This window comes from Flavobacteriales bacterium (assembly GCA_016713875.1).
Classification (GTDB): Bacteria; Bacteroidota; Bacteroidia; order Flavobacteriales_F; family PHOS-HE28; genus PHOS-HE28.
The window spans coordinates 1,664,272-1,678,363 of sequence record JADJOI010000003.1; the positions used below are offsets into that span (position 1 = coordinate 1,664,272).

The 14,092-nt window shown below is 64.5% G+C and carries 16 protein-coding genes; 11 read left to right on the top strand and 5 right to left on the bottom strand.

Going from position 1 to position 14,092, the window contains the following annotated elements; translation table 11 throughout:
* Positions 1 to 12 precede the first annotated feature (12 nt).
* On the bottom strand, positions 13 to 1,503 hold the full coding sequence (locus IPJ87_08810) for a beta-lactamase family protein (protein ID MBK7941962.1): 1,491 nt from the start codon (positions 1,501 to 1,503) through the stop codon (positions 13 to 15).
* 201 nt (positions 1,504 to 1,704) lie between these two features.
* Between IPJ87_08810 and IPJ87_08815 the strand changes: the two genes are divergently transcribed.
* A complete protein-coding gene (locus IPJ87_08815; GenBank protein MBK7941963.1) occupies positions 1,705 to 2,292 on the top strand; it encodes an HD domain-containing protein in 588 nt (195 codons plus the stop codon).
* Here IPJ87_08815 and IPJ87_08820 read toward each other — a convergent pair whose 3' ends face one another.
* The 3 genes from IPJ87_08820 to IPJ87_08830 form a co-directional block, all read right to left on the bottom strand.
* On the bottom strand, positions 2,293 to 2,637 hold the full coding sequence (locus IPJ87_08820; GenBank protein MBK7941964.1) for a hypothetical protein: 345 nt from the start codon (positions 2,635 to 2,637) through the stop codon (positions 2,293 to 2,295).
* 106 nt (positions 2,638 to 2,743) lie between these two features.
* Positions 2,744 to 3,676, bottom strand: a complete 933-nt coding sequence (locus IPJ87_08825) for a CPBP family intramembrane metalloprotease (GenBank protein ID MBK7941965.1) — start codon at positions 3,674 to 3,676, stop codon at positions 2,744 to 2,746.
* A gap of 33 nt (positions 3,677 to 3,709) precedes the next feature.
* Positions 3,710 to 4,816 carry a hypothetical protein gene (locus IPJ87_08830; GenBank protein ID MBK7941966.1) on the bottom strand — a complete coding sequence of 369 codons (1,107 nt, stop codon included), beginning with the start codon at positions 4,814 to 4,816 and terminating at the stop codon, positions 3,710 to 3,712.
* Between the two features lie 496 nt (positions 4,817 to 5,312).
* On the opposite strand from IPJ87_08830, the gene IPJ87_08835 reads away from it, so the two are divergent.
* The 6 genes from IPJ87_08835 to IPJ87_08860 all read left to right on the top strand — a co-directional run bounded on the left by IPJ87_08835 (position 5,313) and on the right by IPJ87_08860 (position 10,203).
* Positions 5,313 to 6,068 (top strand): alpha/beta fold hydrolase, encoded by a 756-nt coding sequence (locus IPJ87_08835; GenBank protein MBK7941967.1) that lies wholly within the window; start codon positions 5,313 to 5,315, stop codon positions 6,066 to 6,068.
* Positions 6,065 to 6,994, top strand: a complete 930-nt coding sequence (locus IPJ87_08840; GenBank protein ID MBK7941968.1) for an EamA family transporter — start codon at positions 6,065 to 6,067, stop codon at positions 6,992 to 6,994. Before IPJ87_08835 ends, IPJ87_08840 begins: the two co-directional genes overlap by 4 nt.
* A 25-nt stretch (positions 6,995 to 7,019) precedes the next feature.
* The gene (locus IPJ87_08845; GenBank protein ID MBK7941969.1) at positions 7,020 to 7,607 is read left to right on the top strand and encodes a GNAT family N-acetyltransferase; all 588 of its coding nucleotides are present in this window, start codon (positions 7,020 to 7,022) and stop codon (positions 7,605 to 7,607) included.
* 245 nt (positions 7,608 to 7,852) lie between these two features.
* Positions 7,853 to 8,254: a hypothetical protein gene (locus IPJ87_08850; GenBank protein MBK7941970.1), complete on the top strand. Its 402-nt coding sequence runs from the start codon at positions 7,853 to 7,855 to the stop codon at positions 8,252 to 8,254.
* Positions 8,255 to 8,414: 160 nt separating this feature from the next.
* On the top strand, positions 8,415 to 9,704 hold the full coding sequence (locus tag IPJ87_08855) for a citrate synthase (GenBank protein ID MBK7941971.1): 1,290 nt from the start codon (positions 8,415 to 8,417) through the stop codon (positions 9,702 to 9,704).
* Positions 9,705 to 9,801: 97 nt separating this feature from the next.
* Positions 9,802 to 10,203, top strand: coding sequence for a hypothetical protein (locus IPJ87_08860; protein MBK7941972.1), 402 nt, complete (start codon positions 9,802 to 9,804; stop codon positions 10,201 to 10,203).
* 74 nt (positions 10,204 to 10,277) lie between these two features.
* Here IPJ87_08860 and IPJ87_08865 read toward each other — a convergent pair whose 3' ends face one another.
* Positions 10,278 to 10,874, bottom strand: coding sequence for a hypothetical protein (locus IPJ87_08865; GenBank protein MBK7941973.1), 597 nt, complete (start codon positions 10,872 to 10,874; stop codon positions 10,278 to 10,280).
* Between the two features lie 138 nt (positions 10,875 to 11,012).
* Between IPJ87_08865 and IPJ87_08870 the strand changes: the two genes are divergently transcribed.
* From IPJ87_08870 to IPJ87_08885, 4 genes are read left to right on the top strand one after another with little or no spacing between them, the layout of a single operon-like run.
* A complete protein-coding gene (locus tag IPJ87_08870) occupies positions 11,013 to 11,537 on the top strand; it encodes a cysteine dioxygenase family protein (protein ID MBK7941974.1) in 525 nt (174 codons plus the stop codon).
* Positions 11,538 to 11,583: 46 nt separating this feature from the next.
* Entirely contained in the window at positions 11,584 to 12,780 is a 1,197-nt protein-coding gene (locus IPJ87_08875) for a PAS domain S-box protein (GenBank protein MBK7941975.1), read from the top strand.
* Positions 12,777 to 13,838 (top strand): response regulator, encoded by a 1,062-nt coding sequence (locus IPJ87_08880; protein ID MBK7941976.1) that lies wholly within the window; start codon positions 12,777 to 12,779, stop codon positions 13,836 to 13,838. Before IPJ87_08875 ends, IPJ87_08880 begins: the two co-directional genes overlap by 4 nt.
* 52 nt (positions 13,839 to 13,890) lie before the next feature.
* A complete protein-coding gene (locus tag IPJ87_08885; GenBank protein MBK7941977.1) occupies positions 13,891 to 14,091 on the top strand; it encodes a hypothetical protein in 201 nt (66 codons plus the stop codon).
* Position 14,092: the final 1 nt, after the last annotated feature.

The window sequence follows — 14,092 nt, forward strand, 5'->3', positions numbered from 1 at the left end:
CTTGCGCGGAGCTCACTCCATCTCCACACCCATGCCGGCGATCCGCGCATCGACGGGCCGCATCTGAAGCAGGATCCGGAAGCGGCCGTTCCCGACGCTCCGCTTGACCTTCAGCACATACTCCTCCGGGCTCAGTTGCTCCACCCCTTCGATGGTGTGCGCCCCGATGTCGGCGTGCAGCCGCTTGAACATGCCCACGTGCTCCCCGATCAGCATCATGTCCAGGAAACCGGGCCCCAGGTTCTCCATCAACCAGGCCGCCAGCACGGCGTCGTCGCCACCTGCGGCGATCATGGCGGAGAGGGCCTTCATGCGGTCGCCGACCGGGCCATCGGGGACGCCCTCCAGGGCTGTGGCCGCTTGCGGGAGCCGCGGTGCGTAGGTACTGTCGAACACCATGCGTCCCAGGTCCCAGGCCAGGTCCTGCATGCCCCGCTGGTCCGCATTGCTCATCACCACCACGGTCACCCCTTCGTCCGCGTACCACAGCACATCGGCGAACTGCACGCCGTTGCCGCCGTTGTGGGTGATGAGGCGTGTGCCTCGGGGCGTGCGGAAGAGGGCCCAGCCATAGCCATAGTGCGAACCGGCGCCCTGGCCTTCCTCCACGTGCGGGGTGAACATCGCCTTCACCGACGCATCGCTCAGCACCTTGCGGTCGTGGAGCGCCTGCACCCAGGCGGCCATCTCATGGGTGGTGCTGAGCATGCCGCCATTGCCGCGCAGGTGCCAGCCAGGCCCGCCGTTCACGGTGGGATGGTCCAGCATGGTACCCCAGCGGGTCCCGTCCTTGCGGTAGCCGATGGCCAGCTCCTCCGTGGCGGGGTCGGCAAAGCGGTACGCGGTGTGGGCCAGACCGGCCGGTCCGAGCAAGGCGCTGCGGAGGAAGTCCTCCAGTGCCATGCCGCTCACATGCTCCACCACGATCCCCAGCAGGCTGTAGCCCACGTTCGAGTATTCGTACCCCGTGCCCGGCGCGAACATGAGCGGCGAGCCGAACGCCATCCGCGTGAAATCCGCTCCATCGATGGCGGTGTTGTCGTCGCCGATGGCGCCCGGGAATCCCGCGCTGTGCGTGAGCAAGTGGTGGAGGGTGATCCCGCGCTTGTCCGGCGGAACGCCGGGCAGGTGTTCCGACAGGCTGTCCTCCACGCGCAACCTGCCCTGTTCCTGGAGTTTCAAGATGCAGGCGGCCGTGAATTGCTTGGTGATGGACCCGATGGCATGCACGGTGGCCGGTCCATTGGGCAGTGCCTGTTCCCGGTCGCGCAGGCCATAGCCCTTGTCGAGGACGGTCCGGCCAGCGCGGCTGACGAGCACCGATCCGTTAAAGCCGGCCTCCGCCGCGTCTGCGAGGAAGCGGTCCATGCGGTCCGCCAAGCGTCCTTCAGGCGGATCGGGAGCCGCCGTCGTGGTGGGATCGGTGCCAGCAGGGTCCGGCGATCCGCAGGCGAACAGCAGGGCGGCGAGCGCAAGGGGCAGGAGGTGCTTCAGTGGTGCCATGGCGGTGTCGAAGGTGGCGGTGGTCCGCCGGATGGCGTGTTAAGGGGCGTTAAATGGCGCGGGCGGGTGGATCACACATCGACCACGAACACCGGTCGGCGCGGCTCCCGCGCAGGACGCCTACCCACAAAGGGTGAAAATCGTCGCGTCGGGTCCTGGCCCGGATGACCACCTTTGGACGGTCCGATTACCTTGCCCACGATGGACCAACCGGGAGCCGAACTGTACATCCTCTCGCGGCTGCGGCATGAGCTGCCCAAGGCACGCACGTACCACAACTTCAGCCACACGCTGGACGTGTACCGGTCGGTGGTGGCCAACGCCGCTCAGGCGGACGTGCATGGCGAGGATATGGACCTGCTACGGACCGCGGCGCTCTACCATGATTCGGGCTTCCTGGTGCAGGACCTGGAGCACGAGGCGGCCGGTTGTGTGCTGGCGCGCGAGGCGCTGCCGCAGTTCGGGTACAGCCCCGGGCAGATCGAGCGTGTATGCGCGATGGTGATGGCCACCAAGATCCCCCAGCGGCCCCAGGATGAGCTGGGCATGTTGCTCTGCGATGCCGACCTGGACTACCTGGGGCGGTCGGATTTCTTCCGCATCGGCACCACGCTCTTCTGGGAGCTTCGGAACTACGGGGTACTGACCACCGAGCGACAGTGGAACGAGCTGCAGGTGCGTTTCCTGGAGGCCCACACGTACTTCACCGAGCAGAGCCGACGGGAACGTGAGCCGGTGAAACAGCGCCACTTGGCGGAAGTGAAGCGCTGGCTCGAGGAGAACCCGTGATCAGGCCTTTGGGCGCGACCACCAGGCCCAGGCGTACAACAGCGCCACCACGGCCAGTGGACCGCTGATCGCGAGCACCCAATCCGGTCGGTCCGACGCCCACAGGGCATAGATGCCCGCGAGGACCCCGAACGCGAGCGCCCCGATCCACGCCTTGCGCCAGGCCACCACCACGATCAGCAGGCAAGCCAATGCGGGCAGCAGGTGCAGAAGGGCATCGCGCAAGCGTTCGAACCCATCGCCCGGCCCGGTGAACGTGTCCGCGGCGAAGAGACCGAGGAACAGGATGACGAGCAACGCGGCACCGCGCGAGACCCAGCGCAACAGGATGGCAGACATGGACATGACCGGTGGGAAAGTAGCGCAACCTAGGTGAAGGAACGCGGACGCGCGATGACCGCGCTCACGAGCGGCGCCGAGGCGGGAGGAACGGCAGCCGTCGCTGGTCAGCTCAAGCACCTCCGGTGAACAGCGCCCTTCGGTAGGGGCCGTCGACAGCGACCACGACCATGCTCAGGAGCAGCAGCCCTAGGATGCCTGTGAGCCCGGCGATGGACCCCAACAGCGGGTGGCCCTGGACGGCAAAGAGGGCGTAGGTGCCGGCACTTCCGTTGATGATGCCGTGCAGCAGAGCACTGGTCCACACGTGACCGGTTCGCCAGCGCGTGTGGTCGAAGAGCACCGCGAGCACCAGGCAGAGCAACACCATCATGCCGATACCGGCCACGGGATGACCGGGGTAGTTGTGGCCGATGGCGATGAGCGGTGCGTGCCAGAGCCCCCAGACCAGGCCGGTGAAGCCGATGCGCCGGGCCGCGGGCCAATGCGCGAGCCGGCCCCAGAGGTAGCCTCGCCAGCCCAGCTCCTCGCCCAGCATGAAGGGGAGGTTCACCGTGCAGGCCGCCAGCACGGCGGCGAAAAGAGCCCCGAGCAGGATGAGCACCGGTGGAAAGCGTCGGAGCGGGGCGAGCTTCACCTCCTCCACTGGTTCCGCTCCCAGCTTGGCCACGAGGTCCTGCACCTGGTCGACCAGGCCATCGCTGGTGAACACCACACGCCCGAAGCCGCCTTCAGGGAAGCCCCCGGATAGGATGGCGGTGGTGGCCAGGATCACCGGCACGATCGCGATGCCCACGCCGGCGGTGAGCAGGAAGGGACGCAGGCGGAAGGGACGGATCGCCACACCCAGCGCGGGCCAGCCCGCACGGTCGAAGCGATGCGCGCACAGCAGGGCGGCGAGGGCGGGGCCGAACATGGCGGCACCCGCCACCACCGCGTATCCCGGCGCCGTGGCGCTCCGCACCCCGAAGGCCATGCCCACCAAGGCGATCGCCCAACTGATGCCGAAGGCCAGGGCCAGGAACCGCCAACCACGTCCGTCCATGTCGGCAATGTAGGCGGATGGAACGCGGCGACCTTACATGGCCTTGTCGCGCACCACCACATAGTTGAGCTTCAACTGCGTGGTACCGACGAGCGCCTCATCCAGGTGCAACACACCGGCCTGGTGCTCGGTCCGCTCGTTCTTCTCCCCCACGTTGAGCAGGCTGTGGCAGCGCTGGACGGTGATCCGCGGTGCGCTCAGCCGGGTGACGATGCGGAAGCTCTCATGCCACCACCCGATGTCCTGGACGTTGAGCTGCCCCATGACGTAGCGGATCACCGGCGCCTTCTGCGGTCCATTCCAGTACACGTTGCCGAGGGTGACGCTGGCCTTGCTGGGCATGTTGACATGGATGGAGGCGATCCGCGCGGCGTGCTCCACATGGAAGTTGGCCAGGGTGAAGGACTTCACCACCGTGTTGCTGGCGATCGACGCCTCGTCGCCGTCCGTGACCGCGGAGAGGTAAAGATCATGGTCGCACGGGGCGCCCTCGCTCACACAGTCGGTCATACGCACACCGCCGCTGTTGAATACGGCGTAGGCCTCCGTGGTGGAGGCGGCGCAATACACGCGGCATTGTTCGAGGACCGCGCTGTTGCTCTGGCTGTTGAAGGCGGTGGCCCCAGGCCAGTCGCCCTGCCGCACCACGATGCCCCGGCCGGTCGGGTTGGTGACGAACACGTGCTCCAGGCGGGCCATGAGGCAGAACCGAAGGTCCACCGCGGTCTCGGTCTGCCGAACGCACTTCACGTTGCGCACCGAACTGCCAAGCGTGGCCTGTAGGTCGATGGCTTTCCGACCGCCCTCGATCAGGGCGAAATCGCGGATGACGTAGCGGGACGATAAACGGGCCACTGCGGCCTTCTGATCGGCCACTGCGCAGGTGAATCCGCGCGAGCCAGGACCCAAACGCAAGGTTGCCCCAGCCCCATCAATGATCAGGAGAGGTCGGGCGGGTAGCTCAATATCGGTCGAACAGCTGTACTCCGCAGCCCCATCGAACCGCACCTCCGTCGCGTCGGCCGGCAGCGTGGCGAAGAAGGCGGCCACGTTCCCCGGCGGCACGGTGTATGGAACAGCTAGGGTGCGAGGGTATCCATGGCCCAGGACAAGGACGAGCACGAGCGCACTGCGATGCATGGTGCAAAGGTGGGCTGCCAAGGAAAGGAGCTGTGGCATGGGCACGGAACATATGTATGGCCATACATATGTTCCATGGTCCCGAGCGTTGGCCGTGTGGAGGCTCGTTACGCGCCAACCCCGGTCCAGGGCGGATGAGAGGCGATCGAGGCACCAGAGATGCCCAGTACGACCCTGCTGAAGTATGTATGGCCATACATATGTTCCCCCTGTCGAATTGGAGGTTCATGCGCCTGAATTGCTTAGTCCCTTGTCCTGCAAGGAGTGCAGCTCATGGGCCTGAGCCATCACCCCGATCGAAAACCAGGATATATGTATGGCCATACATATGTTCCAAGGTCCGGAAAGGAGACTTCGCCGAAGCCGACATGTGTAAACCCGCGTCCAGTGCGACTCACGGGCGTTCGGCCCTGTGCCGCTCCCCCTCAAGACCATCCTGAAGTATGTATGGCCATACATACATGGATAGTACCGGTCATCGTCTACCTTGACCGCCGTGCGCCCCACCCTCCTCCTCGTCCATGGCTTTCCGCAGGATGCCACCCTCTGGGAAGGAACCGCGGCCGCACTGCACGAACGGGCAGACGTCATCACCCCGGACCTTCGGGGGTTCGGATCGGATGCCCGCGAGGTGCCGAGCGTCCTCAGCATGGACGTGCTGGCCGAGGACCTCGCCGACCTTCTGGACCAGCGCGGTGTGCACCGGGCGGTGATCGGTGGGCTGAGCATGGGCGGTTACGTAGCGCTGGCGTTCGCCGAACGATGGCCCCAGCGGGTGCAAGCCTTGGTGCTGTGCAACACGCGGTCCACCGCTGATACGGTCGAGGCACGCCAGGCCAGGCTCGGTACCGCGGAGACCGCCCTCACCAAGGGAACGGCGGTGATCGCCAGGGGGATGATGCCGAAGCTGCTGTCCCGAACGACACGTCGCGCGCAACCCGGACTGGCCGCGCGGGTCGAGGCCATGATGGCCCGGCAGCGTCCCGTAGCGGTGGCCGCCGCCGCCATGGGAATGGCCGCACGGCCGGACCGCACCGCCGTGCTGCAGGGGCTCCGGGTCCCCGTGCTGATCATCACGGGTGAAGAGGATGACCTGATGCCGCTGCCCACCAGCCAAGCTATGCAGGAGGCTGCGACGGACGCCCGGCTCAGAGTGATCCCTGGCGTCGGGCACCTGAGCAACTTGGAGCGACCTGATGCGTTCCATCGAGCGGTGCGCGACTTCCTGAACGAGCTGTCCCGGTCGACATGAGCACTTCCGGTCCGGAGCGGTGGCGGGTGGTCCTTGCCTTCGCGGCCATCTATCTCATTTGGGGAAGCACGTACTACTTCATCCGTGAAGCTCTGACCGGCTTTCCACCCATGCTGTTGGGTGGCTTCCGGTTCGCGACGGCGGGACTCCTGATGCTCGGCTGGTGCGCGCTCACCGGGCAGGATATCCGGCCGGGTCGGGCCCTGGGGCTCGCTGGGCTCGTAGGGGTTCTGCTGTTGTTCGTAGGCAATGGGGTGGTCGTCTGGGTCGAACGCACCCTTCCCAGCAGTGTGGTGGCCATCCTGATCGCGGTGGCACCCTTGAGCTTCGTGTTGCTCGACCGGCCTCAATGGTCGGTGAACCTGCGCAGCCCTTCCGTGCTGCTGGGCGTGGTAGGTGGGTTCGCCGGCGTGTGGCTCCTGTTCAGTGGGCGGCTCTCTGCCCAGGGCTCCGCGGATGCATGGGCGGAGGAACGTACAGCATTGGTCTGGATGGTGCTGGCCATCACCGCATGGCCTGCGGGCAGCTTGATCGCTAAGTACAGACCCTCCCCACTGCCCGCCGCGGTGAACACCTCGTGGCAGATGCTCTCCGGCGCGGCCGCCTTCATGGTCGCCGCCACCGCCCGTGGAGAATGGGGTGGCGTTCAGTGGCCCTCGATCCCCGTTCGGGCATGGGGCGCCATGGGCTACCTCATCGTGCTCGGCTCGCTCGTGGGGTACAGCGCCTACGTGTGGCTGCTCAGCGTGCGGCCCGCCGCCCAGGTCAGCACCTATGCCTACGTGAACCCGGTGGTGGCCGTTCTGTTCGGCGTGGTCCTGGGCGAGGAGCGGCTGGGCTGGCGGGAGCTGGCCGGTCTGGGCATCATCCTCACCGGTGTGCTGTTGATCAACCTGGCCCGCTACCGCGATCGATCGCGGCGTTGATCCGGAGCGGTTCCTTTGCAGTGACATGCTCACCGCCGACCTCAGCGCAGCCGTGGAACTGCGCACCCCTCGTCTGTTGTTGAGGCCCTTCACGTCCCAGGACACCAAAGCCTTGTTCCAACTGCGTTCCGACGAGCGTGTGATGGGCATGATCGGCAGACCGCGCACGACCTCCCTGGATGATGCCCATGCGTTGATCGAACGCACCTGGGCCGACCAGGCCGCGTCGAATGGGGTCTCCTGGGCCGTCCAGCTCGCCGGTGCCGCGGAGATGTGCGGCACCATTGGCCTCTATCGCCCGAACTGGGAGCACCACCGGATCGAGGTCGGTTATCTGCTCCTCCCCGAGCTCTGGGGTCAGGGCCTGATGGGAGAAGCTTTGCATGCCGTCGTGGATCTGGCCTTCGCGCGGTATGGCTTTCATAGCGTCGAGGCCATCACCGACCCGCTGAACACCGCCTCGCGGAGGCTTTTGGAGAAGAACGGCTTCGTCCTCGAAGGCCTCTTCAAGGAGAACTACCATTGGAACGGCATGTTCCTCGATTCAGCGGTGTACAGCCTGCTGGATCCGGCATCCCGCATGGAGCCAGCGCTGAATGCTCCCCCACCCTGACCTGACGGTCGACCATCGCCTTCATCGGCCTTCACCCACGGTCGATGGCGTCCGGCCGGCGCGGAGCTTTGCCGATCGGTGGATGGTCCGTGCGATGGCGCAGCCTAGGGTCGGACCGCACATGGCAACGTTTCCGATGCACACGGGGTCTTTCCCGAACGGCACTACCTTGCGGTGGCCGCCTGGCCAGCGGCCGATCGAACCATTCGCGACCACCTTGGTCCAACCCTCCAACCTCAACGACCATGATCCGTACCCTCATCATCCCCATCGTCACGCTGGTGCTCGCGGCTTCGCCCCTGCACGCTCAGGAGCGCACCGCCTCGCGGCAGCGCACACCGGAGGACGCCGCCACGCGTGCCGCGCGCCGCACCGAGCATATGCGAAGCACCCTTCAGCTCACCGAGGACCAGGTGGCCCAGGTGCAGGCCATCAACCTGAAGCACGCCGAGGCCGTGGAAGCCGCACGCGCAGCCGACAAGGCCCAGCGTGACCAGGAACGGCAGGAACTGAAGACATCATACGACGCCGACCTGAAGGCCGTGCTGACCCCTGAGCAGTACGACCGGCTGCTCGAACAGCGGAGGAAGCAGACCGAGCGGCGGGAGGAACGACCCGCACCGCAGCGCCCGGCTCATCAGGAGTAAGCGCTGACAACAGCAATGTGCGGGGCGCCTGCGGGCGCCCCGCATCTTTTCCGGCCTACGTGCGTACACGGGCGCGCAACGAACAAGGTCGGGCCCGGTGGTTGTTACCTTAGCGCCCGCGAAAACGACAACTGTTCATCCCACCGAGCACGGGCACGACATGAGCGAGACAGCGAAGATCATCCTGGGGGACAAGTCCTATGAACTACCGGTCGTGGTGGGTTCAGAGGGAGAGAAAGCCATTGACATCAGCAAGCTTCGCGAGGAGAGCGGCTACATCACCCTCGACCTGGGGTACAAGAACACCGGGGCCACGACCAGTGCGATCACCTTTCTCGACGGAGAAGAGGGCATCCTGCACTATCGCGGTTATCCCATCGAGCAGCTGGCGGAGCAGAGCAGCTTCCTGGAAGTGGCCTACCTTCTGTTGAACGGAGACCTGCCGAACAAGCGGCAGATGGAGGAGTTCGAAGGCAACGTGCGCTACCACTCGCTGGTGCACGAGGACATGAAGCGGTTCTTCGAGTTCTTCCCGAACAACGCGCACCCCATGGGGATCCTGAGCGCGATGGTGAACTCCCTGAGCACGTTCTACCCGAAAAGCCAGGACCCGCATCGTCCCATGAAGGACCGGGAGCGCACCATCTTCAGGCTCATCGCGAAGATGCCCACGCTCGCCGCCATCAGCTACAAGAACAACCTGGGCCATCCGTACATGTATCCGAGCAACAAGCTCAGCTACGTGGACAACTTCCTGTACATGATGTTCGGCCTGCCCACCGAGGAGTACAAGGTGGACCCGGTGGTGAGCAACGCCTTGAACAAGCTGTTGATCCTGCACGCCGACCATGAGCAGAACTGCAGCGCAAGCACGGTGCGGATGGTGGGCAGCAGCCAGGCCAACCTGTACAGCGCGGTCAGCGCTGGCATCGCAGCGCTGTGGGGTCCCCTTCATGGCGGCGCCAACCAGGAGGTGATCGAGATGCTGGAGACCATCCGCAATGACGGTGGCGACATCCAGAAGTGGGTGAACAAGGCGAAGGACAAGAACGACCCCTTCCGCCTGTTCGGCTTCGGGCACCGGGTGTACAAGAACTTCGACCCGCGGGCCCGGATCATCAAAAAGGCCTGCGACGACGTGCTGGGCAAGCTCGGCATCTCCGACCCGGTGCTCGACATCGCCAAGCAGCTCGAGGAGATCGCCCTGAAGGACGACTACTTCGTGAGCCGCAAGCTCTATCCCAACGTCGATTTCTACAGCGGCATCATCTACCGCGCGATCGGCATCCCCACCCGCATGTTCACGGTGATGTTCGCCCTGGGCCGCCTGCCGGGGTGGATCGCCCAATGGAAGGAGATGGTGGAGAACAAGGAGCCCATCGGCCGTCCCCGCCAGATCTACACCGGCGCCACCAAGCGCGACTATGTGGTCATGAAGGACCGCAAGTAGGCCAAGCGCACTGACGATCCTCAGCCCCGGCCGAAGCGCCGGGGCTTTGTTTTACGGTCAACGGGTACGAACTTCAACCCATCCAAGCACCCTGACCATGACCACGGCGACCAAAGCACAGACCCACAAGCACATCGGCGACCTGCACTTCGAGCACCAAGTGTGGCTGAACCGCCTCCGCTTCTATAAGGACGAGATCGGGATCTTCGAGAAGCGTCTCGAGGAGATCGTGTCCCGCAACTCCGCCGGCGAGGTGCTCGCCCAAGTGGAGCATTTCCAGAACCAATACATCCGGGAGCGCGAGGTGATCGACGAGCTCCGGCACGACATCAAGGAGCACGAGAATTTCCTGGAGAAGGAGAGCAAGGAGCACCCGGTGGCCATCGAACACCGGCTGTATAAGGACCACGCCGGTCTCCGCGATCGGATGGACACCTTCGAAAAGCTCTATCGGGAGCTGAAGGACGAATTCCATCACTGGCTGGCGAAGTGGATGTGATCCCTTCGACGGGCGAGTACGAACGTGAACAGGCGGCCTGCGGGCCGCCTGTTCCATTCGGGGCAATGTCCAGCCTACTTTCCGAAAATGTTCTTGTCCATGTACTTCCGAAGCTCTTTGCCCAATTTGGCATAGGATTCGGCCAGACGGGACCCGGTGTCATAGTCGTACCCGGCGAATTGCGATCCGGGCACGCCCACGACCAGCATGGCCCCAAGCTCATTTCCGCTGGCCTTATCCACCAACCGGATGGTCGCGTTGATGCTGGCCGGCATCTTGCTGATGCCGATGTTATAGCCTGGCTCGGTGAAGTCGGTGTTCACGACGAACGTGTACTTGGCTTCGGCATTGTCACGTGAGCCGCTCAGCGTACCTCCATCGTTGAACAATTCCTCGAACTTGGGCTCGAAGCGGGCCACTCGGTCGGCGACCCATGAGTTCTTGAAGGTATCTCCCCTTCCAGGTTCCTTCTCGTCATATTCCTTGGCCTTCTTCTCCAGATAATCGGTCTCGGTGTACTTGCCCACCATCATCTTGTCATAGGTGAACTGCAGGTTCACGGTCTTTTCCCCTTTCAGGGCATCGAATGAGCCGGAACGCATCTTCATTTTCTGAGCCACGGCCGGCAGGGCAACGCTGGCTACCAACAACAGAGCGAGGGTCTTCTTCATGGATCGGGTGCTTTGTGCCGCAAGGTGCGAAGAACATGCCGAACTTCGACCAACCCGAAGGCCGGACAGCGGACTGACCGTCGTCATGAACGTGACGGTCGGGTCCCGGTAGGTTCGCGGACGAGATCCGCCCGCCTGATGCTCATGCAACCCGGTGCCCGAAATTTGGCCGGTCTGATCGCCTCCCTGCGCCGGGCTCGTTCACGTGCTGCCTATGAGCGCGTGCTTCGGGCGGCGGACCTCCCCTCGGAGGAACTGGCGTCAGCGGCCACATGGAACGCCAGGCATTACACCCGGAACTGCTTATTGCGCACCGAGGCCTTCGAGCTGATGCTGATCTGCTTCGAACCCGGCCAGAGCACGAGCATCCACGACTACGGTAGCGAGGAAGGCTGGGTGAGGCCTGTTCAGGGAGAGCTGATCGAGGAGCGGTTCAGCGTGGACCGGGACGAGAGCTTGCTGTGCCTGCACGAACGCCGGATCACCGAGGAAGAGGTGAGCCACCTGCCCAAAGGTGCGAGCATCCACCGGTTCACGAATCCATTGCCGATGCGGGTGATGAGCCTGAACCTCTACGCGCGACCATTGCGCAGTTGGAACGTCTACGACAAGCGCAACGGGCCCGGTCGGCAACAGACCCTGACCCGGGCCGGTCGACGGTGACATGGTGCAGGTCCGGGGGCTACATTTCGGCGGTCAACCCCTGCCCATGCATCCGGCCATTGCCGACCACGATGTGGCGCACATCTGCGAACTGCTGTTCCGTTCAGCGGCAGAAGGGCTTGTCGTGGTCGCTGGCCAGGGCACCATGCTACTGGTGAACCCGAGGATGGAGGAACTCTTCGGATACCCCCCCGGCGAGCTCGTCGGCCGGCCCATCGAGCTGCTGGTCCCGGAAGCCGGCCGCAAGGCCCATGTGGCGCACCGGGAACAGTACACGGCCCACCCGGCCAAACGGCCCATGGGCATCGGGCTTGATCTGCAAGGCCTGCGCAAGGATGGATCCACCTTTGCCGTGGAGGTGAGCCTCAATCACTTCGAACTGAACGGAGAGCGGTTCGTCATGGGCCTGCTGACCGACGTCACCAAACGGCGTGTCGCCGAGGCGGAACTGCAGCGGGTGAACGCCGAGCTTGAACAACGGGTGGAACAACGCACCGCCCAGGTGAAGGCAGCGGAGCGGAACCTGCGCGAGGCCCTCGATAAAGAGAAGGAGCTCAACGCCCTGAAGTCGCGCTTCGTGAGCATGGCCAGCCATGAGTTCCGCACCCCGCTGAGCACCATCCTGAGCTCGGTGGACCTCATCGGACGCTACAACGATGGCACCCACAAGGCGAACGTTGAACGCCATGTGCTCAAGGTGCGCAGCAAGGTCCGCGAACTGACGGCGATGCTGAACGACCTGCTGAGCCTGGAGAAGCTTGAACAGGGCCAGGTGCAGTGCGTCGCGGAGGACTTCGACCTGGTGGACCTGTGCATCGAACTGCTCGAGGAACTGGGCGACCTGGCCAAGCCCGGGCAGGAGATCCGGTTCGACCATCCCAGTGCGGACAGACGCCTCCTCCAGGACCCACGCATGATGGCCAATGTGCTTCGCAACCTGCTCACCAACGCGATGAAGTACTCCCCGGAGGACCGACCGATCATCCTGCGGACCTCGATCGAAGGAGACCAGGCCGAGGTGCAGGTCGTCGACCAGGGGATCGGCATCCCCGAGGAGGACCAGCAGCACCTGTTCGAGCGGTTCTTCCGGGCCGGCAACGCCGTCACCATCCAAGGCACCGGCCTGGGTCTTAACATCGTACGCCGTTATGTGGACCTCATGGGCGGCTCCATCGGGTTCGAAAGCCGCCTGAACGAAGGCACCACCTTCACCATTCACCTGCCCACCCGGTACAGCCCATGAAGACCATCCTGTTGATCGAGGACGATGCGGACGTGCGTGAGAACACTGCGGAGATCCTGGAACTGGCCAATTACCGTGTGTTGAAGGCCGAGAACGGCCGCCGCGGTGTGGAGATGGCCCGCAAGGAACAGCCGGACCTTGTGCTGTGCGACATCATGATGCCCGAGCTCGATGGATATGGGGTGCTTCATCTGCTCGGACGCGACCCGGCCACCGCCGAGGTCCCGTTCATCTTCCTGACGGCCAAGGCCGAGCGCTCCGAGGTGCGCAAGGGCATGGAACTGGGTGCGGATGATTACCTCACCAAGCCCTTCGATGAGAGCGAACTGCTCAACGCCATCGAAGGCCGACTGAAGCGCAGCGACCTGTTCCGCAAGGGCTTCGACCACAGCCTGGAAGGCCTGGACCGCTTCATTGACCAGGCACGCGGGGTGGACGCCTTGAGGGACATCAGCCGCGACCGAAAACTGCGCGCGGTACCGAGGAAGGAAGTGCTGTTCTATGAGGGTGACGAGCTGCGGGCCGTGCACTTCGTGCACAAAGGCAAGCTGCGCACCTACCGAATGAACAAGGACGGCAAGGAGCTGGTGACCGGGTTGTACGGACCGGGCGACTTCATCGGCTACATGGGCGTGCTCGAAGGGGGCCGCACCGCAGAGACCGCCGAGGCCCTGGAGGACTCCGAGGTCGCCGTCATTCCCCGAGAGGACCTGCTGGCCCTGCTTTACCGCGACCGCGATGTGAGCATCCGGTTCATCCGACTGCTGACCCGGGACGTGAAGGACAAGGAGGCGCGTCTCCTTGAGATGGCCTATGCCTCCGTGCGGCAGCGGGTGGCGCAGGCCCTGCTGCGCCTGCATGAACGGTTCGGGCAGGAGAAGGACGCCGGCCTGGGCGTTCGGATCAGCCGGGAGGACCTCGCCTCGATCGTGGGCACGGCCACCGAGTCGTTGATCCGCACCCTCACCGACCTGAAGCACGACGGCCTGATCGAGAGCACGGGGCGCGATATCCTCCTGCGCGACATCAAGGGGCTGGAGCACCTGGCCCGGGGTTGAGGAAGGTCGCTCGGCCGGAAGCCGTTACTTTGCCCCTGACCAACCGGATCGCATGAACACCAAGAAACTCCTCGGTCTCCTCTGCTGGCTGCTGGCCTTCGCCATCCCGTTCCGCCCCTCCATCCTCAACACCGACGGTGTGGGCAACACCCTGGGCCTCGTCAGCTTCGTCGCCATGCTCGCCCTGGTCTTCATCGGGTACTGGCTGGTGGACTCCGCGGGGTCCAAGGCCTCCGAAGGGCACGGTCACTGAA